Genomic DNA, 23,464 nt, shown 5'->3' with positions numbered 1-23,464 from the left:
TAATATCATACAATATATTATACTACTAAACCTCTATAAAGTACTACGTTACAGGAATATCCATATAAAAAGAAACAAAGAGTCTTCATTAGAGGATAAAAAGATAAATCAACAATAAAGGATCTATAAACCAATATTTATAACTTAATAATTAAAGTATGAAAAGCAACCAAAAAGGTAATCACCTGTATGCCTATAAGGATACTATCCGACGGCTATTTCTTCTCACTTTGTTCTCCTTTTTAATAGTAGAATCTTATGCCCAGAATAAGACAATTTCGGGCACAGTTACAGATTTTACCGGAGAACCGGTTATTGGTGCCAGTGTGTTGGTTAATGGTACTACTAATGGTACAATTACTGATTTAAATGGCAAGTTTTCTCTTTCCAATGTACCAACCAAAGGTACAATCACTATCACTTATATAGGATATAAAAAACAAGAAGTATCCGTAGCAGGAAATACCAACTTTAAAATTACTCTTCAAGAAGATACCGAGACCTTAGACGAAGTAGTAGTTGTAGGCTATGGAGTACAGAAAAAAAGTGACGTAACCGGTGCTATGGCTCGCATAGGTGAAAAAGAACTGAAAGCAATGCCTGTAAGAAATGCACTAGAAGGGATGCAAGGTAAAACAGCCGGTGTAGATATTACATCCAGTCAGCGTCCCGGAGAGGTGGGCAACATTAATATTCGTGGACAACGCTCTATTAATGCGGAACAGGGTCCACTGTATGTGGTAGACGGTATGGTAATTCAAAATGGAGGCATTGAAAATATCAATCCTTCCGACATTGAAGCTATTGACATTTTAAAAGATGCTTCAGCCACAGCTATTTATGGCTCACGTGGTGCCAACGGTGTGATTCTTGTAACTACCAAAAAAGGAAAAGAAGGTAAAGTGACCCTAAACTATTCCGGTACTGTCACTTTTGAAACGCTACACGATGTTACAGAAATGATGTCTGCCGCCGAATGGTTGGATTATGCCCGCTTAGCCAAATACAATGCAGGTTCTTATGCTTCTGCCACTCCAACTTATGAAGCCGATAAAGCTGCATTTGGTAGCGTAACTGCTTCATGGAAAAACATCGAAAAAGCATGGGTAAATGGAGTCTACGATCCATCTTTAGTAGGATCATATGACTGGGCTTCGCACGGTAAACAGACGGGGATCACTCACGAACATACCTTAAGTGCATCCGGAGGGTCTGACAAATTCCAAGGCTATGCCTCATTCGGTTATTTGGATCAGAAAGGTACACAACCAGGGCAAGCATATGAACGTTATACGTTAAAAACCTCATTTGATGTGACTCCTGTCAATTGGTTCAAAATGGGATCTTCAATTAATGCATCTTATTCCACTCAAGACTATGGATATAGTTTCTCCAAGTCTGTAACCGGTTCGGGTGATTTCTATAGCGCATTAAGAAGTATGATTCCGTGGACAGTACCTTATGACGAAAACGGTGAATATGTCCGTTATCCGAGTGGGGATGTAAATATCATCAACCCTATTCGTGAATTAGACTACAACACCAACCAACGCCGCACTTTCCGTGCTTCTGCCAGTTTGTATTCGCAAATTGATTTCGGTAAAATCTGGAAACCACTGGAAGGCTTATCTTATCGTCTTCAGTTTGGTCCTGAATTCCAATTCTACACTTTAGGAGTCGCTAATGCAGCAGATGGTATTAATGGAGATGGTAACAATGGCGCACAATACAAGAACGAACAAAAACGTGCATGGACATTGGATAACCTGATCTATTATAACAAAGCCCTGGGTCAACATAATTTAGGCATGACATTGATGCAATCCGCTTCTGCCTACCATTACGAGATGGGAGATATGAGAGCTACTAATGTAGCCTCATCAGATGAGCTCTGGTATAATATAGGATCTGCCGGTACACTAAACTCTTTTGGCACAGGTCTGACCGAGACTCAAATGGCATCTTATATGATTCGTCTAAACTATGGTTATAAAGATAAGTACTTATTGACAGCATCTATGCGTTGGGACGGCGCCTCTCAATTAGCCGAAGGGCACAAATGGGCAAGTTTCCCTTCTGCTGCTATCGCATGGAGAATGGATCAGGAAGATTTCCTGAAAGACATCAGTTGGCTGAATCAGTTGAAACTTCGTATAGGTATGGGTGTTACAGGTAATGCGGCAATCAAAGCATATGCAACTAAAGGCGCTATCACAGGCTTATACTATAACTGGGGACAGAATGAGTCATCCTTGGGCTATGTACCTTCAGATCCTTCACAGAAGGAACCCGCCAAAATGGCTAATCCAACTCTAGGCTGGGAAAGAACTACACAATACAATGTCGGTGTTGACTATGGTTTCTTTAATAACCGACTTACTGGTAGTATCGATGCATACAAAACGAAAACTGATGATTTGTTACTAGAAATGTCAATTCCTTCACTAACGGGTTATGTTTCTACTTATGCCAATGTAGGTAAAACATCCGGATATGGTATTGACCTACAAGTAAATGCAATACCTATACAAACAAAAGATTTTTCGTGGAGCACTACTTTAACATGGTCAATGGATAGAAACAGAATCGACGAATTGTCTAATGGTAGAACAGAAGATGTGAACAATAAATGGTTTGTCGGTGAGGAAATCGGTGTTTATTACGACTGGGTATATGATGGCATCTGGAAAACAGAAGAAGCCGAAGAAGCTGCCAAATACGGACGTAAACCGGGACAAATCAAAGTGAAAGATTTAAATAATGATGATACAATAGATGCCAATGACGATAAAAAAATTGTAGGTCACACACGTCCACGCTGGACAGGTGGATGGAGTAACACTTTCAGCTATAAGAATTTTGAGCTATCCTTCTTTATTTTATCACGTTGGGGATTTACTGTTCCACAGGGAGCTGTTACTCTTGACGGTCGCTATATGCAGCGTAAAATAGACTATTGGGTAGCCGGTACAAATGAGAATGCAAAATACTATTCACCCGGTTCCAACGGTGAAGGAGCCGATGCCTTTAACAGCGCAATGAACTATCAGGATGGCTCATACATCAAAGTTCGTAATATCTCATTGGGTTATAACTTTACCCCACAACAATTAAAGAACTTGGGTATCAATAATTTGAAGCTATATGTTCAAGCCATGAACCCATTCAATATCTATAAAGCATGTGACTTTTTGGATACAGACTTGGTAAATTATGACAATAATACCAAAACATTTGGTTCACCTACCACTTTGAAGAGTTTTGTAATAGGTGTCAACATCGGATTCTAATAAACAAATTAAAGTAAAGACATTATGAAATTAAATAGAATATTATTTGCTGCTTTAATAGCCAGCATAACAGGAAGCTCGATCACTTCGTGCAGTGAATCTTTCCTTGATGAGAATTTAACAACTCAATATAGTACCGACCGCTTTAAGACACAAGAAGGTCTTGATGAATTAGTGACTGGAGCCTATCAGAAACTGAAATTCAAATTCAACTATATATGGGGGATTCAGTGCTACAACATGGGAGTAGATGAATTTACTGATGCTAATAATGTTATTCCAGCATGGAATCACTATAGTCAAGATTTAAATTCATCTGAAAATGCCGCTAACCAACCTATCTGGGACAATTACTACGGACTGGTTGAACCCGCAAACATATTGATCCAAAACATACCTCAATATTATAACCAAAGTTCACCTACATACAACACACGCTTGGGAGAAGCACACTTTCTAAGAGCCTATGCTTATTTCGAATTAGTGAAGCAATTTGGTGGTGTGCCGTTGAAATTAGTTCCGTCTACAAGCGCGGAAACATATTTTACACGGAATTCTGCTGAAGAAATATACACACAGGTTATATCTGATTTTGGAGAAGCCTACAGACTACTTCCGGATAAAGGTGAATCAATCGGACGAATTAACAAATATGCTGCTGCCCATTTCCTTGCAAAAGCACATTTATTCCGTGCCTCCGAATTGTACAGCGATTGGAATAGTAATTATATAGCATCCGACCTCGATGCTGTTATTCAATATGGTTCGGAAGTTGTAGACGCACATCCGTTGTGTAATGATTATGTAGAACTTTGGGACTATGAACAGCCGAACGGAGCCAATGAAAAAGTAAGTGAAGTGATTCTAGCAGCTCAATTCTCTAATGATGAATCAACATGGGGACGTTATGGAAACCAGATGCATCTTTATTATCCGGCCGTATACCAAGGTAATGATATAGGTGGATGTAAACGTGACATCTCCGGAGGACGTGAATTCTCATACGTAAGTGCTACAGAGTATACCATGCAGGTATTTGACCGTGTCAATGACTCTCGTTTCTGGAAATCATTCATCACCTGTTATGGAGCCAACGAAACCAAAAGTGCTCCCACCTGGACAGCAGAAGATATGCCATACGCTCCGGCAGGTGTAAAAGAAGGTGACAAACGTTTCAGTGGAGGTGAACTCGGTATGAAATACATCGTGAATGACCCGGGAGACAATCGCTATGAGAAATATCCCAACGCTCCGGCATATACTGTTTTGAAAGATGGAAAAATGTGTAACACGTATACATATGTACGCTATTTCAAAGGACAGGAACACAGCTGGAATATAAATGAGAAAACAGGTAATTATTACGATATCATACCTCACAAGCGTTCAGTAGCTTTATCTAAATTCCGTGATGGTTATCGTGTTTCCATCGCATCTCAATTCGGTACTCGCGATGCTATCATCGCCCGTTCGGCAGATGATGTACTAATGGTTGCCGAAGCATATATTCGTAAAGGTGAAGCCAATTATGACAAAGCTGTCGAATGGATGAACAAACTACGTGAACGTGCCGGTTATAAAACTGGTGAAGACCGTAGTAAGAACGTAGATGGTGGACAAGCTTATAAGAATAATCCTTATTGTTCCGGGAAAGGAGGCGGTCACTCCTCCGAAGGTGCTATTTACTGGGAAGAAAACACCTATTATGAGTCAAACAATATCGAACAGGAGACTACTGCTTCTACCAAAACTACGATGAAATTAAATAGTGTGGCAGACGTTTATAACTCTACAGTCGACACTCCTATCTACAACGAACTGGGATGTACATCCAATGCTGACAAAATGATGTGCTTCCTATTAAATGAACGTACCCGTGAGCTTTGTGGCGAATTGCAACGCTGGGAAGATCTGGCACGTACCAAGACGTTAGACGCCCGCTGGCATAAATTCAACGACGGTGCCAGCAGAGGTCTTGGCGAATTCAAATCGGAGAAACATTACTATCGTCCGATCCCCCAAGCCTTCTTGGACGGTATCACCAATTCAAATGGTTCTGCACTAAGCAATGAAGAAAAGAAAGCAATGCAGAATCCGGGATATTAAGATAAACAACTAAACTTATTGCCACTTGGCACTCTTTGAAATAGTATTCCTAATCAAAGAGTAGCAAGTGGCAATATTATTTCTTATATTTCCGTTGTTTTTCACTTCGTCTTCCTCATAAACATCTTAATCTGTTCACTAATCTGCTCCATCCCCTTTATCGAAGGATGACCGCTCTTTTTGTCAATATCATGCAGTTCAATACAATCAATGTTATAGTGATTGCAGATAGCTCTGACTGATTCATTAAACTCTTCCTTTAAACCAGAGTTCAGCAGAAAGTAGATTTCAACATTAGGATAACGATCAATCATGTGGTCAAGCAGATATGCCATAGCCGGACGGAATGTATATAAATCTTCCTTGGTCCACCCTTCATACTTGTAATCCCCAAGCGGTGAGCCGGCCCAACAATCATTCGTTGCACCGAAAATAAAGATGATATCCGGACATCCCAGCTTATCCATACGGGTAATAAAAGAACGATCCGAATAATCAGCCTGATTATAACCGGTATTACAAATCGTTGCACCGGAAAAAGAGTTGTTGACACAAAGGCGGTAGTTATTCTCTTTGATGAATTTATGCCACCAGGTCTGCTTTACGGAAGTTACATCCGTTTGCTGTCGCGGAGAAACATAATACCAAATGCTATTGGTATCGGGTTGCAGGTATCCTTCAAATGTTGAATACGAATCGCCTAAAATAGATATAGATTTCAGGCTTTGAGCAAAGCTGATACTGCTATATAGAGTGATTAGCAGTAATAAATAAAAGGATTTCTTCATCTTAGCATAAAGTTTTCAATTTTGCTGCTAAGATACTACATTATACTAAAATTATAGCATGAAATTTTCTACTACTTTCAGGAAAGGGTCATTTCCCTTTCCTATCATAAGTCACATTCTTTTCCACTACATTCTCTACATTATTCACTTTCTTCACGAACTCCTTTACCTCTCCTACTTTTACATCCCTAATCATTACATTCTTAGCCGGAAGTTTGGAGTTACCTTTCAGTTCGTAAATAGCATCTGCCGATTCACAAGTCACCTTATCCATATAAATACCATCAATACGAGTAATTCGTTCTTCATAAGTAGGTACCAGATCTTTCCATTGGTATAACACTTCGGTATCTATTTCGAGTACACGTTGAGCCGTTCCTGCCTTTACATTCTTCATATAAACATTCTCTATAAATCCACCTCTGCGATGATTGGTTTTCACAAAGAAAAGGCGCATCACAGAATTCGGAGCAGTACAGTCATGCATATAAATATTCCGTATTCCTCCCGATATTTCGCTTCCGATACCAAGTAAAGTATGTCCTTTTAGAATCTGACAATTACGGATAACGATGTTTTCACAAGGAGTATTCAACCGCCAAGCATCCTGATTACGTCCGGCTTTAATCACTACTGCATCATCCCCCTGATCGAAAGAGCAATCTTCCACTAAAAAGTTACGGCTCATTTCAAAATCAATACCGTCATTATTATGTCCGTGTGCTTTTACATCGAGATTACGCACTAATCCCCCGTCACACATATAGAGATGAATGGTCCAAAACGGACTTTCACGAATCTTAAACCCATCCAATAAAACATTCTTGCAACGATTGAAATGAATCAAATGCGGACGAAGATGGTTCTCCCCTATTGCCATCTGACGTTCGATCACAGGGATATTAGTCGAAGCTTTTGTATACAACTCCTTCAATGCTTCCAAATGAGGCTGAGGACGTTTGAACCATACTTTCCAGGTATCCATCTTCGGCTGAAGAGTCCCTTTACCTGTAATCGCCACGTTCTCACATTCAAAAGCATAGAGTAATGGCGAATAATTATAACATTCCAAGCCTTCCCATGAAGTCATCACTGCCGGAAGATAATCAGAAGGATTATCCGTAAAATTCAAAACCGCATTCTCCTCCAAATAAAGATTCACATTACTTTTAAAATGAATGGGACCGGTCAGCCATGTACCTGCCGGAACAACAACACGTCCGCCACCGGATTGGTTACACGCTTCAATAGCACTAGTAATTGCTTTTGTATTATCTACTCTTCCTCCATTGACGGCACCGAAGTCTGTAATTATAAAGTCCTTATCAGGATAGATAAACACTTTAATAGGTTGCATCGGAAAAGGAGCGGTTACTTTAAGCACTTCATAGTTGCCATTTTTCGAAGTAAAAGAAGCGGCCAACAAATAAAAACAAGTACAAGTTATTAAACTTAGAAAATATCTTTTAATCATATCATTACTCTATTATCCAACATACCAAGATAAAACATTCTTAGCTATTTCACACTCTGAAAATCGGGAATTCGTTTCACATTAGCGCCTTTCATTACTCCCTTCTTTATTGCTTCATTTGTGGCAGTAATTTCTTGTTTTACTTTCTTATAATAATCTTTTGTTAACCCATTGGCTATGGCATCTGACTCTGTTGCCGCCCAGAAATATTGATAATCTGTCAATATCAGATCCGGTGCCACTTTTGCAAAAAAGACAGAATCTCCTTCAAATTTTTCACGTAAATCTCCTAAATAAATAGTATCCGCCGGATTTATTTTCTTATCATTTTGAGATTTATTACTCGAATTACCAACACAAGAAGCAATTAATATTCCTCCAATCAAAAAACAATAGTTCAACAGTCTCATAATAAATAATTTAATTGTAACATAATTCTTTTCAACACTTATTTCACTGAAAACACAAATACACCCGCTGTAGGAATCTCTGTAGTCCCGATCAATGCTTTGGCTCCCTTCGATAAGTTGAAGGTATAAGGCTGATCTGAATAGTTTAATACAATTCCCAACCCATTCCGGTATTCCATTGTCACGCCATAAGGCAAATCCATTACCGGGATATTCAGCTGTACATATAGCTTTTTCAATATATCTTTTTCCAATGCTCCATTGTGGCTGTCCACTCCTACATAGGTAATCGTACCTTTCCCCAGTTTGCGGAAAGTCACAGCCGGACTTCCTTCATAGAATTCGTTTTTATAAGTAGCCCATACTTGAGCATCTGCCGGAGGATTCAGAATCTCTCCCCATGTATTCCAAATATACTCTTTTCCGTCCATAACAACAGTACCGGGATTTTCGGGAAGCAGCAAATCATAAAAGTTCATTTCATTTCCGGTCAGCGGAGTAATCATAGAACCAAAGGGAGCTTCCGGAAGACGACCATAACGGTCTTTCTGTGCCGTACGACAAGTCAGAATGAGGTTTCCGCCGTTCTTTACATAAGTGATCCATTTGTCTACCAGTTCTTTATCAGCTAATTGATAAGTCGGTGCAATAACAACCGGATAATCGGACAAGTTCTTTGCTTCGGAAATAAAATCGACAGGTGCTCCGAATGATTTTAAGGTACGGTAATACTTTTCAATATGTGCAAAAGTATCCCATGTCCGGTTCTGTTTCTGTCGCTCAATGCTCCAGGAGTTTTCATGATTGAAAAGAATAGCTGTACGACGGGCAAGGTAATCGGCAGGTTTGGTTTCACGGGAAGAGCTATGTTTACGAAGTTCACGAATCTCCTTTATAAATGTCTCATATTCTCTTCCGCCGGGAGTAACAGTCACTCCGTCCGTGCCGACAATTCCGTAATGATATTGTTCCGTGCCGTAAAGAGGCTGGCGATAACGATAGGTGCAGATAAAATCACTTCCACCGGCAAACACACTCCACATCCACAGACGAACTGCGCCCGGAAGAGGTTGGGGATTGATACTGCCCCAGTTCACCTGTCCCGGCTGTAATTCCATCACCCCATAAGTTCCCTGTATCGGACGGAAAAAGTCATTTGCCCAAGCTATCCGCAACGGATTACCTACCCGGTAGCCCCGACGACCAATCCCCTCATTATCACCATATACCATATAACGGGTATAACTTTGAAAATCAAGCGAGGGGCTACCACCGATGTGACCTTCATCATAATTCGGTATATAATTCGTAGTCACCCATTGGTTCTTTGCATATTTCTTTATCAACAGACATTGTTCGTTCAGGAAATCATTGGTTTGTGATGCAGCAAAACGGCGGTAATCCAAAATTTGATGATGATTCATAAACATCTGTACGCGCTTGGGAAGCGTTATTTCATCAAAAGACGAATAAGCCTCACTCCAGAAAGCAGTGCCCCATGCATTATTTAAAAGTTGAATGTCATTATTGTATTTGGCACGGAGAAAATCACGGAAAGCAAGCTCCGCTTTCAGATTATAATCAAACTGTACAGCAGGTTCGTTGTCGAGTTGCCATCCGATAATACGGGAGTCATTGCCATAATGTTGCGCCAGTTTTTCAATCATCTTGTATGATAATTCCCTGTAAAGAGGCGAAGCAAATGAAGCATGCTGGCGAGCACCGTGGTCAAGTATCGTTCCATCCTCATTCTTCAATAGAATTTCGGGGTATTTCCGGCTCATCCATACAGGAGGAGTGGCAGTAGAAGTACACATGATAACTTTCAAATCATACTTGGCTGCCAAAGCTACAGCCCTGTCCAGCCATGCAAAATCATAGCGTCCCTCTTCCGGTTCCAGTTGCGCCCAGGCAAACTCGGCAAAATGGGTAAATTCAAATCCCAATTCATGCATTTTCTTGAAGTCACGTTCCCACTGGCTCTCATCCCAGTGTTCGGGATAATAATAGACACCCGTCAAAGTCAGGTCTTTATCATCAAACCAGGGAGAAGTTTCAATTACAGTCTTTTGAGCTTGCTTCTGTTGAGTTCCGGTTGCCAGTCTCTCTGCTGCCTGTATTCCGGTAGAAACGGTTAATAGACCGGCACAGAAAGTAGCCAGAATTTTACTTTTTACCATATACTTCATAAATTCGATTGATTATTAGCGTTATAAAACGTTATTCATATATTTTCCATTCCCACAAACCGGCATCTCCCCTACGAATATGAAGACGGAGATAACGTGTCTCTCCTATCTCCTTAGCAATATGTGGAGAGCATACTTGTACTTTCCCTTGTTCGGCACACATCTGCCAATGTTTTCCGTCGATAGACTTCTCCAGTCGCCAGGTATATCCTTCAGTGGGACGGGTAAAATAGAGCTGGCACTCCCCGACCTTACGGATTTCCTTTAAATCGACTGTAATAAACGGACTGCTATCCGTATCAGCCGCCATCCAACGGGTTCCATTCGATTCGTCAGCTACATGGGTAGCCTGATAAGTATGCGTGCGGGTATAGCTCTTCACCGAACCTTTTTCCGGCAACGGTTGATTGGGTTGCGTTTCGATATTGACCACGGAAGTACGGGGAGATTTCTCACTGGAAGCATAAAAATGCGACTGTAATGCCAGATTCGGCCGGGTCTCTTGGGAAGCAGCCAGATAACCTACACCACGCATATCGGGGATTAATGTCTTTATCGTTCCATCGTCATTAAATTCCATCCGGTTAGCATACACTTGACGGGTAGTTCCGCCATCTCCGTATTCCAGATAGAGAAAAATATATTCATCCGTTCCCTCGTCATAAAACATGTTGCCATGTCCCGGTCCCCACACTTGATTTTCAGGAGAAGAGAATAAAAAAATGTCGTTCCCCTCCGGCTTTACAAAACCCGTCAAAGGAGACTCGCGACTCATCATATAAGCATTGACATAATTCTGATGACCACTCAACGTATAAATATAGTAATAGATACCTTTACGCTTAAACATCACCGGACCTTCGGAATATCCCTGGCGGGCTGTTGCCAGAGTTACCGGCTCACCATCCAGATGAAGCCTGTCCGCAGAAAGCCGTCCCGCATTCCGGCGACGCCAGAAGATATATCCTGAACCATCGTCATTAATAAAAGGTTCTCCGTCAATATCATCAACGACAGCCGGGCTATCTGTTCCTTCTTCTCCGGGAGGCAAAAGCCCCTGTCCCGCAGTAAAATGGAAAGGACCATCCGGGCGATCAGCTACAAGTACATAAGTTCCCATCTTGTCATCCGGTTTCACAAACGTAACGTATAAATAAAACTTGCCGTCCTGCTCAATCACTTTTCCAGGCGCCCAATACCGGAAATAGCCCTTTTTCTTTTCACCTTTATCATTCGTGTAGTCATATCCTTTCGACCAGTCGAATCCACTGATATGGGAACCTTCGAAACTCCAGTTCACAAAATCTTTCGATTTCCATACGACAGGAGTTCCGGCACGTCCAAGTCCGTAATCCAGATCGGTAGTGCCATAAAGATAATAGGTATCACCAAATTTGGAGACAGACGGATCCGCCAGATTATCGGGAATAAGCGGATTATAGTTCCGGTCGGCAATCAGTGACTCCACAATGGAGACATCCACCGCAAACGCCGTTCCATGACGAATCCCCCTCGGAAAAAAGACCTGATCGGACACATCTTCCCATGTTTCACCATAGTCCAAAGAACGAACAGCTCCATAACGATGGTCACGGTATTTATCAAAATAGACATAAAGCGTATCACCTACAAAAAGAGGAGCCGGACCTTCCGCCCAATATTTTCCTGTAATAGGTGCCGATACTTTGGTCGGGAATCCTTTTTCTATCTTCTTTGTACGCGTCACACGCAAATTCTTTTCCGGCGGATTGGAATTTTCATTCTTGACTACCATTATCAAGTCTTCCCGCTTCGGGTCTTTCACAATAGCGGCATCAATCACACTGAAATCTGGATTGAAGAACATCTTCGTCTTTGAGAAAGTACGAAAATCCTTCGTTGTTACATAATAAATACGATGATTCAGTCCCTTCTCACTTTCACTGGTAGCCACTTCTTTGTGACGGCCGGGAATCGTAGTTGCCCAAAAGATATAATAAGTTTGTGAAGGTTCATCATAAAACAGTTCGGGAGCCCAACAGTTATGTGCATCCGGCTCGTGCATCATCACAGGGATTGCTTGTTGCTCACTCCAATGAACCAAATCGCGTGAAGAGGCATATCCGATAATCCGGTCCGTCCAACTGGAAGTCCAGACCATGTGAAAAGTGCCGTCCGGCGACTGGCAAATGCTGGGGTCACGCATTAATTTATCTTTACCAACCGCAGGGGTAAGATAAGAACGTCCGCCATGTAAAGGCAGCCAGTTCAATCCATCATAACTATATGCTAAATGCAGTCCGTCTTTACTGTCATTGATAAAATAAGAAAAGAGGTAAGCTGTCTCACCGGCAAAGACTGTCATCACCGACCAAAGACTTAGAGCTATCCAGATTACTACTTTTTTCATGGTTCCTTATTAAGATTAAAAAGTTTACCTTGCAAAGATAAGGCATCTCCGCCCCTCCTCAAAGATAAAGAGCATGGACAATATTTCAAATCCATGTAGTTTTGTACACGAACGCTTTTAGATGTCCATTTTGATACAATATTCTATGTATCTGTACATCTTTCTATTTACTAAACCCTTAAAAAGCTCTACTTTAGCGGCAGATTTTAAAAAGAATGAAAAACATATCAACTCTATATATCATGAAACGACTTTTAGTAAGTATTGCTATCGTATTTATCTCCATACTGACCGTAGCGGGACAAAATCACTCTTTCAGTTTATCCGGCAAATGGAATTTCCAGATAGACCGGGAAGATACCGGCGTCAAGGAACAATGGTTCAAAAAATCCCTCGACGATTCTATCAACCTACCCGGCTCCATGCCCGAAAAATTGAAAGGAGATGAAGTGACCGTCCGTACCCAATGGACCGGAAGCCTCTACGACAGTTCTTACTACTTCAACCCATATATGGAAAAATACAGGATAGAGGGACAAGTAAAGCTACCCTTCTTTCTGACTCCCGACAAACATTATGTAGGTGTGGCCTGGTATCAAAAGAAAGTGACAATTCCGGCTGACTGGAAAGGAGAAAGAATCACTCTTTTTCTGGAACGTCCGCACATCGAAACTACTGTATGGGTAAATCAGCAGGAGCTTGGTATGCAAAACAGTCTTTGTGTTCCCCATGTCTATGACCTGACTGCTGCAACCACCCCCGGAAAAACGTACCTGATTACCATCCGTATCGATAATAGAATCAAAGAAATCAACGTAGGTCCAGATTCTCACAGCATCACCGACCAGACACAAGGTAACTGGAACGGTATCGTCGGACGAATCGAATTACAAGCCACTCCCAAAGTTCATTTAGAAGATATTCAGGTATATCCCGATTTAAGCAATCAGAAAGCGCTGGTTCGCATGAATATACGGTCTGCTTCTTCCACCAAGGGAGAGATCACCCTTTCCGCTGCGAGCTTTAACACGGACATTCAGCACAAAGTGGCTCCCGTACATCAAAGTTTCAACATCCGTCCGGGAGATAATCCGGTGGAAATGGAACTTCCGATGGGAAAAGAGTTTCTGACGTGGGATGAATTCAGTCCGGCACTTTATAAACTGACGGCAAAATTGACCAACGGCAAGCAAACTGACACACAACAAGTACAGTTCGGTATGCGTGATTTCAAGATAGAAGGGAAATGGTTCTATGTAAATGGTCGCAAAACGATGCTTCGCGGTACGGTGGAAAACTGTGACTTCCCATTGACAGGCTATGCGCCGATGGATGTAGCTTCCTGGGAACGGGTGTTCCGCATTTGTCGTAACTATGGTCTGAATCACATGCGCTTCCACTCTTTCTGTCCGCCGGAAGCAGCTTTCATCGCTGCCGATCTGGTCGGTTTCTATCTGCAACCGGAAGGACCGAGCTGGCCGAACCACGGTCCGAGACTGGGTAACGGACAACCGATTGACAAATACCTGATGGACGAAACCATTGCACTGACCAAGGAATATGGGAATTACGCTTCTTACTGCATGCTGGCTTGCGGCAATGAACCTTCCGGTCGTTGGGTGGCATGGGTCAGCAAGTTCGTGGATTATTGGAAAGCAACCGATCCGCGTCGTGTATACACAGGAGCCTCCGTTGGAAACAGCTGGCAATGGCAACCTCACAATGAGTATCATGTGAAAGCCGGCGCACGCGGACTTAGTTGGGCAGGTGCGCAACCGGAAAGTGAATCGGATTATCGTGCAAGAATCGACACGGTGAAACAACCGTATGTATCACACGAAACAGGTCAATGGTGCGTATTCCCGAATTTCAATGAGATCCGTAAATATACCGGAGTCAACAAAGCGAAGAACTTTGAAATCTTCCGGGATATTCTGAACGATAACCACATGGGAAGCCAGAGTCACGACTTTATGATGGCTTCGGGCAAATTGCAGGCACTCTGCTACAAACATGAGATTGAAAAGACCTTGCGTACTCCGGACTATGCGGGATTCCAGTTGCTGGCTCTCAATGATTATTCCGGCCAGGGAACTGCATTAGTCGGTGTACTGGACGTGTTCTTTGAAGAAAAAGGATATATCAACGCAGAACAGTTCAGACGCTTTTGCAGTCCGACCGTACCTTTGGCACGTATTCCTAAATTTGTATATGCCAACAATGAAACATTCCATGCCGACATTGAAGTATCTCATTTCGGAGCTGCTCCCTTAGAAAGTGCAAAAACAGTATATACCATTAAGGATAAATTCGGAAAAGTATATGCTCATGGAACTGTCGGCACCCATCACATTCCCATCGGAAATCTTTATTCTCTGGGTAGTGTAGATATGACTCTGGAAGGAATCGATACACAGCAGAAACTAAATCTGGAAGTACGTATCGAAGGCTGTGATGCCGTAAACGACTGGGATTTCTGGGTATATCCGGCACAAGTGGAACTGGTACAAGGAACAGTATATACCACCGACACCTTGGACGCCAAAGCATTGGCAGTGTTGCAGGACGGAGGAAATGTGCTGATTACGGCTGCCGGAAAGATACAATACGGCAAAGAAGTCAAACAATACTTCACTCCCGTATTCTGGAATACTTCCTGGTTCAAGATGCGTCCGCCGCACACAACCGGTATTTTCCTGAATGAATATCACCCTCTTTTCCGCGAATTCCCTACCGAGTATCATAGCAACCTGCAATGGTGGGAACTGCTGAACAAAGCGCAGGTGATGCAATTCACCGACTTCCCGGCAACATTCCAACCAACGGTTCAAAGTATTGATACCTGGTTTATCAGCCGGAAAATTGGCATGTTGTTCGAAGCAAAGGTATTGAACGGTAAATTGATGATGACCAGTATGGACATTACTTCCCAACCGGAAAAACGAATCGTTGCCCGCCAGATGCACAAAGCAATCCTGAATTATATGAATTCGGATGCTTTCCGTCCGGCAGACAAGATAGCTCCGGAGCTAATACAAGCATTATTCACCAAAGTGGCGGGAGATGTGAAATCTTATACCAAAGATTCTCCTGACGAGCTCAAACCGAAAATTAACTAAATGGGAATTATCAGGCACGAATTACACGGATTACGCTGTTGCTTTATAAAAGCGTAATTCTAAAAACCGTGAAATCCGTGTAATCCGTGCCTAAATTCCATAAACAATATACATTAAATATCATTTTACATGAAAACTACGATCATAGGCTTGCTACTCTTAGCTACGGCAAGTGTCAATGCACAGGAGAAAGCCCAAACATACCAGTTGGCAGATGCTCCCCGCTACAGTGAGGAGACGGGATATGGATATGATCTCGTCGCTACTCCCGAAAAAGGCAGCAAGGCACCCTTCTTCTTTTCTGTCCGCGTGCCGGACGGTAACTATCAAGTAACCGTTCGCCTGGGAAGCAAGAAACAGGCAGGGGTGACAACAGTAAGAGGCGAATCACGCCGACTGTTCATTGATAACCTCGCTACTAAAAAGGGACAATTCGTAGATGAAACATTTATCATCAACAAACGCAACCCCCGCATTTCCGAAAAAGAATCCGTACGTATCAAACCCCGCGAAAAAGCCAAACTGAACTGGGACGATAAACTGACGCTGGAATTTAACGGCGATGCACCCGTATGCCAGAGTATCAGCATCAAGCCTGCCGATCCGTCGGTGATTACCGTTTTTCTATGTGGTAACAGTACCGTAGTCGACCAGGACAACGAGCCATGGGCAAGCTGGGGACAAATGATACCTCATTTTTTCGGTACGGACGTTTGTATCGCCAATTATGCGGAATCGGGCGAATCAGCCAATACGTTTATTGCCGCAGGACGTTTGAAAAAAGCATTGAGCCAGATAAAGAAAGGAGATTATCTTTTCATGGAATTCGGGCATAACGACCAAAAGCAAAAAGGGCCGGGCAAAGGAGCTTATTACTCTTTTATGACCAGCCTGAAAACATTTATTGATGAAGCCCGTGCACGGGGAGCATACCCCGTATTGGTCACTCCCACCCAACGCCGGAGTTTCGACGCAACCGGACATATCCGTGACACACACGAAGATTATCCGGAAGCCATGCGCTGGCTGGCAGCTAAAGAAAATGTTCCGTTGATCGACCTCAACGAAATGACCCGTACGCTTTATGAAGCTTTGGGAACAGAAACGTCGAAACGTGCTTTCGTACACTATCCGGCAGGCACTTATCCGGGACAGACCAAAGCTTTTGAGGATAACACCCACTTCAATCCATACGGAGCCTATCAAATAGCCCAATGTGTGATTGAAGGAATGAAGAAAGCCGTACCGGAACTGGCTAAACACCTGAAAATAGACCCGTCCTATAATCCGGCACAGCCGGACGATGTAAATGGTTTCCACTGGAACGAATCACCATTCACGGAAATTGAAAAACCGGACGGAAATTAAGAGATAAGTAGTAGGTATTAAGTATTAAGAATCAGGCATTAGATAAATATGAAAACCAAAAGCATCTTTCCCCTGTTCCTATTGGCAGGCACACTTTTGACAGCAGCTTGCGCCACCCCAACGGCTAAACAGGCAGGAAACAACAGCTTCGAATGGGGGCAAGTACCGCAACAACCGGATTTGTCATGGGCCGATAGTGTAGGCAGCCGGCAAATGCCCGGAAACCATGTAATTTTATCCGCTAATTCTTTTGGCGCAGTAGCAGACAGCACGGTGCTTAGCACGGAAGCTATCCAGAAAGCAATTGACAGTTGTGCCGTCATCGGTGGAGGAACGGTAGTTCTTCAGCCGGGATATTATCAGACTGGCGCACTGTTCATAAAAAGCGGTGTCAACCTGCAACTGGACAAAGGGGTGACTTTACTGGCCAGCCCATCCATTCATCATTATCCCGAATTCCGTTCGCGGATTGCAGGAATCGAGATGACATGGCCCGCGGCAGTTATCAACATTGTCAATGAAAAGAACGCTTCCGTCAGCGGAGAAGGAACGCTGGACTGCCGGGGAAAAGTATTTTGGGATAAATATTGGGAAATGCGGAAAGAATACGAAGCAAAAGGATTGCGCTGGATTGTGGATTACGACTGCAAACGGGTACGGGGCATCCTCATAGAACGTAGCTCGGACATTACATTGAAAGGATTTACCCTGATGCGTACCGGTTTTTGGGGATGTCAGATTCTTTACTCCGATTATTGCACGATAGACGGATTGACCATCAACAACAATATAGGTGGACACGGTCCGAGCACGGACGGTATCGACATTGATTCTTCCTGCAATATCTTGGTCGAAAACTGCGATGTAGACTGTAACGATGATAATATCTGTATCAAATCGGGACGGGATGCAGACGGACTGCGGGTGAACCTTCCTACGGAAAATGTGGTCATACGCAATTGCATCGCCCGCAAAGGTGCCGGACTTATCACCTGCGGAAGCGAAACTTCCGGTAGCATACGGAATGTATTGGGATATAATCTGGAAGCAATCGGCACCTCCGCCGTGCTGCGGTTGAAAAGCGCCATGAACCGTGGAGGGACAATCGAAAACATTTATATGACCGAAGTAAAAGCGGAAAACGTCCGTCACGTGCTGGCGGCGGACTTGAACTGGAACCCCAGTTACAGTTACAGCACTTTACCCAAAGAGTATGAAGGGAAAGAAATCCCGGAACACTGGAGAATCATGCTGACTCCGGTAACGCCTCCCGAAAAAGGTTATCCGCGTTTCCGCAATGTCTACGTATCAAAGGTAAAAGCGGAAAATGTGGACGAATTTATCTCCGCTTCGGGATGGAATGACTCGTTACGTCTGGAAAATTTCTATCTTTATGCCATCGAAGCGCAGACCGACAAACCGGGCAAAATCTGCTATACGAAGAATTTCAACTTGTCTGAAATTACATTAAAGACAGAAGAAAAGAATGTCATTGAACTAAAAGAGAATGAACAAAGTAATATCAACTTCAACTATGTTAAGACATCTCCTGACCATCGTACTGCTGGGAATCTTGCTCATTGATGCGCAAGCACAAGCACTGACGCCACCTGCCGGCACTTTCCGGTTGGGCATATCAAAAGGAAATGAAAGCCACTGGCTAAAACCTAAAGAAAAGATACAGGGAGTATCCTTCCAATGGAAAGCACTGCCCGATAGTCGTGGATTTATCCTGGAAGTAGAAGTCGCCTCTGCTCCGGAAGCCGATGCCCTATTTTGGAGTTTCGGCGATTGCCAACCGGATTCGGACATCAATGTATTCAGCGTGGAGGGACAAGCCTTCACTTGCTACTACGGAGAAAGTATGCAATTACGGACGCTGCAGGCTGTCACTCCTACCGATGATATCCGCTTGAGCGACGGACATAAGGATGCAACTCCCCTGATGCTTTACGAATCAGGCAAACGAACCGACCGCCCTGTACTGGCCGGACGTTGCAGTCTCTCCCCGGCTTCTTCCCGAAACGAAGGAAGCAAGCCTTCTCGGCTTTACTTCTGTTTCTACGAACAGAATGAAAAAGCGGATTACAACTACTATATGTTACCGGATATTTTTGCCAAAATCGACAAAAAATGAAAAGGATCTATTTATTATTCAGTCTGTTAATAGGTTGCATCTATCTACATGCAGCCATTTATAATGTAATGGACTTCGGAGCCAAAGCGGATGGGAAAACGATTGATTCGCCTGCCATCAATCGTGCGATTGAAGCGGCCGCACAGGCCGGAGGAGGCACAGTATATCTACCTGCAGGAGAATATGCGTGTTATTCCATCCGGTTAAAAAGTAACATTCATATCTATTTGGAACAGGGCACCCGTATCATTGCCGCCTTTCCCGGAAAAGAGGAAGGATATGATACCGCCGAACCGAATGAACATAATAAGTATCAGGATTTCGGTCACAGCCATTGGAAAAACTCTTTAATTTGGGGAATCGGACTGGAGAATATTACGATCAGTGGTCCCGGCTTAATCTACGGCAAAGGCTTGACCCGTGAAGAGAGCCGCCTACCGGGGGTAGGCAATAAGGCTATCAGCCTGAAAGATTGCAGAAATGTGACCCTGAAAGATTTATCCATGCTGCATTGCGGGCATTTCGCCCTGTTGGCTACCGGAGTGGATCATCTGACGATTCTGAATCTGAAAGTAGACACCAACCGGGACGGCTTCGATATTGATTGCTGCCGGAACGTACGTATCAGCCAATGCACGGTGAACTCCCCCTGGGATGATGCCATTGTATTGAAAGCCTCTTATGGATTAGGACGCTTCCAAGATACGGAAAATGTGACGATCAGTGATTGTTATGTCAGCGGCTTTGACAAAGGCAGTGTAATGGACGGCACTTGGCAGTTGGACGAACCGCAGGCTCCCGATCATGGTTTCCGTACGGGACGCATCAAACTCGGCACAGAAAGTAGTGGAGGTTTCCGCAATATTGCGATTACGAACTGTATCTTTGAACATTGCCGTGGATTGGCATTGGAAACGGTAGACGGAGGACATCTGGAAGATATTGTAATCAGTAATATTACAATGAGAAATATAGTCAACGCACCTATTTTCCTCCGGTTGGGCGCACGTATGCGCAGTCCTGAAGGCACTCCTGTGGGCACCATGAAACGTATTCTTATCAGCGATATCAATGTATGGAATGCCGACAGCCGGTATGCTTCTATCATCAGCGGAGTGCCGGGTGCATGTATTGAGGACGTAACTTTTCGGAATATTCACCTCTATTATAAAGGAGGATATAGCGAAGAGGATGGCAAACGTATTCCGCCCGAACAGGAGAAAGTATACCCCGAACCCTGGATGTTCGGCACTATTCCCGCCAAAGGGTTTTATATCCGCCACGCACGGAACATTACCTTCGACGGCATCCGCTTCCACTTTGAACAGCCGGACGGACGACCGCTTTTTGTAACTGATGACGCAGAAAATATAGAATACTATAACACACTGAAAGAATGATGAATAAAAGACAATGGATAGTTCTTTGCCTGCTCGCCGCAGGTGGAGTAATGCAAGCACAACAATGGCCGGACACTCCGGTGGAAGCACGTCCCGGCGCCAGATGGTGGTGGCTGGGAAGTGCCGTAGACGAAAAGAATCTGACGTATAATCTGGAAGAATACGCACGTACCGGAATGGGAGCAGTAGAAATTACTCCTATCTATGGGGTGCAAGGCAATGACGCGAATGATATTCAGTTCCTTTCTCCCCACTGGATGGAAATGCTTAAGCATACACAAGCGGAAGGAAAACGTACGGGTATTGAGATTGATATGAATACCGGAACCGGATGGCCTTTTGGCGGACCTGAAGTTAGTATAGAAGATGCGGCTACCAAGGCTATCTTCCAGACATACGAAATAGAGGGCGGCAAAGAGATTGAACAGGATATTAATGTGACCGATCCCAAGCAACAACCATTTTCTGTACTAAGCCGGGTGATGGCATATGATGAGAAAGGCAAATGTATCAACCTGACTGCTCACGTCAAAAAAGACAAACTGCAATGGAAAGCGCCTGCCGGCAAATGGAAAGTGATCGCTCTTTACATCGGAAAAACAAGGCAGAAAGTGAAACGGGCAGCTCCGGGAGGAGAAGGCTATGTGATGAATCATCTCTCAAAAAAGGCGGTAAAAAATTATCTTTCCCGCTTTGACCGTGCTTTCAAAAGTAGCAAGACAAGTTATCCACATACTTTCTTCAACGATTCATACGAAGTTTATCAAGCTGACTGGACGGATGATTTCCTGGAACAGTTCGCTCGTAGACGGGGGTATAAACTGGAAGAACATTTCCCCGAATTCCTGGATAAAAACCGTCCGGAAGTTAGCAGACGTATCGTGTCGGATTACCGGGAAACCATTTCCGACCTCTTATTGGAGAACTTCAGTCATCAATGGACAGACTGGGCACACAAAAACGGTAGTATCACCCGTAATCAGGCACATGGTTCGCCCGGTAATCTGATTGATATCTATGCTTCCGTGGATATTCCGGAATGTGAAGGTTTCGGACTGTCGCAGTTCCACATCGAAGGATTGCGTCAGGACTCATTGACCAAAAAGAATGATTCGGACCTGTCTATGCTGAAATATGCCTCCTCGGCAGCTCATATTGCAGGAAAAACGTATACTTCTTCCGAGACATTTACATGGCTGACGGAGCATTTCCGTACTTCCCTGTCGCAATGTAAACCGGATATGGATTTGATGTTTGTTTCCGGAGTCAATCACATGTTTTTCCACGGCACTCCGTATTCTCCGAAAGAAGCCGAATGGCCCGGATGGTTGTTCTACGCTTCTATCAATATGAGTCCGACAAACAGTATTTGGCGTGATGCTCCTTCGTTCTTCAACTATATCACCCGTTGCCAGAGCTTTCTGCAAATGGGACGGCCGGATAATGATTTCCTGATTTATCTTCCGGTATATGATATGTGGAATGAACAACCGGGACGATTGTTATTATTCACGATACACCACATGGATAAACTGGCTCCTAAGTTTATCGACGCTATCCATCGCATCAACAACAGCGGGTATGACGGGGATTATATTTCCGATAACTTTATTCGCAGTACACGTTTCAAAGACGGACAGTTGGTTACTTCAGGCGGAACGGGCTACAAAGCATTGGTAGTGCCTGCTGCACACCTAATGCCGAGTGATGTATTGACACATCTTTATGAACTGGCCAAACAGGGAGCTACTATCGTATTCCTCGAAAATTATCCGACAGATGTACCGGGATACGGTCAGTTGGAACAAAAACGCCAAAGTTACCAGCGTACGCTCCGGCAACTTCCGGCTGTTTCTTTCTCGGAAACAACCGTTACTCCAATCGGAAAGGGGAAGATTATCACAGGAACGGATTATGCACGCACATTGGCCAGCTGCAATATTTCTCCCGAAGAAATGAAAACCAAATTCGGACTACAAGCGATCCGAAGAGTGAATGATACGGGACACCACTATTTCATCTCTTCCTTGCAAAATAAAGGAGTGGACGGTTGGATCACATTGGGAACGAATGCAGCCGCAGCCGCTCTCTTCAATCCCATGACCGGAGAATGTGGTGAAGCTAAGGTAAGACAGGCAAACGGAAAAACACAAGTCTATCTGCAATTAAAATCCGGTGAATCGATCATTCTGCAAACATATCAACAACCTTTGCAGGCATCCAAACCGTGGAAGTATGTCAAAGAGCAACCTTTCAGTCTTCGTCTGGATCATGGTTGGAAGTTACACTTCGCCGAAAGCAAACCGGAAATTCAAGGAACATTTGATATAGATCGCCCCTGTTCATGGACCCATATCGATCATCCGGCAGCCCAAACGAACATGGGAACCGGTGTTTATTCCTTAGACATCGAATTGCCGACTTTGCAGGCCGACGACTGGATTCTTGATTTGGGAGATGTACGCGAAAGTGCCCGTGTCCGCATCAACGGACAGGAAGCGGGATGCGCATGGGCAGTGCCTTATCAACTAAAGGTGGGCCAGTTCTTAAAACCCGGAAAAAACCACATCGAGATAGAAGTCACGAATCTCCCTGCGAATCGAATTGCAGAATTAGACAGGCAGGGAGTGCAGTGGCGCAAATTCAAAGAAATCAATATTGTTGATTTGAACTATCGTCCGGCCAATTATGGACATTGGAGTCCATTACCCTCCGGCTTGAATAGTGAGGTACGGCTGATTCCGGTAAATGTGATGCCATAGTTGAGACATTGTCATATCATCATACCGCAACA

At 43.6% G+C, this 23,464-nt stretch carries 13 protein-coding genes; 8 read left to right on the top strand and 5 right to left on the bottom strand.

Annotation, left to right across the window (positions count from 1 at the left end):
- Positions 1-158: 158 nt before the first annotated feature.
- Positions 159-3,290 (top strand): SusC/RagA family TonB-linked outer membrane protein, encoded by a 3,132-nt coding sequence (locus Bovatus_RS21560; protein WP_004301561.1) that lies wholly within the window; start codon positions 159-161, stop codon positions 3,288-3,290.
- A 24-nt stretch (positions 3,291-3,314) separates the two neighbouring features.
- Positions 3,315-5,396, top strand: coding sequence for a RagB/SusD family nutrient uptake outer membrane protein (locus tag Bovatus_RS21555; protein WP_004301560.1), 2,082 nt, complete (start codon positions 3,315-3,317; stop codon positions 5,394-5,396).
- 101 nt (positions 5,397-5,497) lie between these two features.
- On the opposite strand, the gene Bovatus_RS21550 is transcribed toward Bovatus_RS21555, so the two are convergent.
- From Bovatus_RS21550 to Bovatus_RS21530, 5 genes are all read right to left on the bottom strand, one after another.
- Positions 5,498-6,184 carry an SGNH/GDSL hydrolase family protein gene (locus Bovatus_RS21550; protein ID WP_004301559.1) on the bottom strand — a complete coding sequence of 229 codons (687 nt, stop codon included), beginning with the start codon at positions 6,182-6,184 and terminating at the stop codon, positions 5,498-5,500.
- Between the two features lie 88 nt (positions 6,185-6,272).
- The gene (locus Bovatus_RS21545; RefSeq protein ID WP_004301558.1) at positions 6,273-7,658 is read right to left on the bottom strand and encodes an alpha-d-galacturonidase; all 1,386 of its coding nucleotides are present in this window, start codon (positions 7,656-7,658) and stop codon (positions 6,273-6,275) included.
- A 44-nt stretch (positions 7,659-7,702) separates the two neighbouring features.
- The gene (locus Bovatus_RS21540; protein WP_004301557.1) at positions 7,703-8,068 is read right to left on the bottom strand and encodes a hypothetical protein; all 366 of its coding nucleotides are present in this window, start codon (positions 8,066-8,068) and stop codon (positions 7,703-7,705) included.
- Between the two features lie 38 nt (positions 8,069-8,106).
- Positions 8,107-10,257 carry a beta-galactosidase gene (locus Bovatus_RS21535; RefSeq protein ID WP_004301556.1) on the bottom strand — a complete coding sequence of 717 codons (2,151 nt, stop codon included), beginning with the start codon at positions 10,255-10,257 and terminating at the stop codon, positions 8,107-8,109.
- 31 nt (positions 10,258-10,288) lie between these two features.
- Positions 10,289-12,646, bottom strand: coding sequence for a family 43 glycosylhydrolase (locus Bovatus_RS21530; RefSeq protein ID WP_004301555.1), 2,358 nt, complete (start codon positions 12,644-12,646; stop codon positions 10,289-10,291).
- 242 nt (positions 12,647-12,888) lie between these two features.
- Here Bovatus_RS21530 and Bovatus_RS21525 point away from each other — a divergent pair, with 242 nt between their 5' ends.
- From Bovatus_RS21525 to Bovatus_RS21500, 6 genes are all read left to right on the top strand, one after another.
- On the top strand, positions 12,889-15,765 hold the full coding sequence (locus Bovatus_RS21525; RefSeq protein WP_004320954.1) for an exo-beta-1,4-galactosidase: 2,877 nt from the start codon (positions 12,889-12,891) through the stop codon (positions 15,763-15,765).
- Between the two features lie 129 nt (positions 15,766-15,894).
- A complete protein-coding gene (locus Bovatus_RS21520; protein WP_004301553.1) occupies positions 15,895-17,133 on the top strand; it encodes a rhamnogalacturonan acetylesterase in 1,239 nt (412 codons plus the stop codon).
- A gap of 48 nt (positions 17,134-17,181) precedes the next feature.
- Positions 17,182-18,717: a glycoside hydrolase family 28 protein gene (locus Bovatus_RS21515; protein WP_004301552.1), complete on the top strand. Its 1,536-nt coding sequence runs from the start codon at positions 17,182-17,184 to the stop codon at positions 18,715-18,717.
- Positions 18,668-19,270, top strand: a complete 603-nt coding sequence (locus Bovatus_RS21510) for a DUF4450 domain-containing protein (protein ID WP_004320955.1) — start codon at positions 18,668-18,670, stop codon at positions 19,268-19,270. Before Bovatus_RS21515 ends, Bovatus_RS21510 begins: the two co-directional genes overlap by 50 nt.
- Positions 19,267-20,670, top strand: coding sequence for a rhamnogalacturonidase (locus Bovatus_RS21505; protein WP_004301550.1), 1,404 nt, complete (start codon positions 19,267-19,269; stop codon positions 20,668-20,670). Before Bovatus_RS21510 ends, Bovatus_RS21505 begins: the two co-directional genes overlap by 4 nt.
- A complete protein-coding gene (locus tag Bovatus_RS21500; RefSeq protein ID WP_004301549.1) occupies positions 20,667-23,432 on the top strand; it encodes an alpha-L-rhamnosidase in 2,766 nt (921 codons plus the stop codon). The genes Bovatus_RS21505 and Bovatus_RS21500 overlap by 4 nt, the downstream gene beginning before the upstream one ends.
- The last annotated feature ends 32 nt before the right edge of the window (positions 23,433-23,464 follow it).

Origin of the sequence: Bacteroides ovatus (genome assembly GCF_001314995.1) — a bacterium.
Classification (GTDB): domain Bacteria; phylum Bacteroidota; class Bacteroidia; order Bacteroidales; family Bacteroidaceae; genus Bacteroides; species Bacteroides ovatus.
The sequence above is the reverse complement of the archived record's forward strand: the minus strand, read 5'-3'. Positions and strand labels throughout refer to the sequence as shown.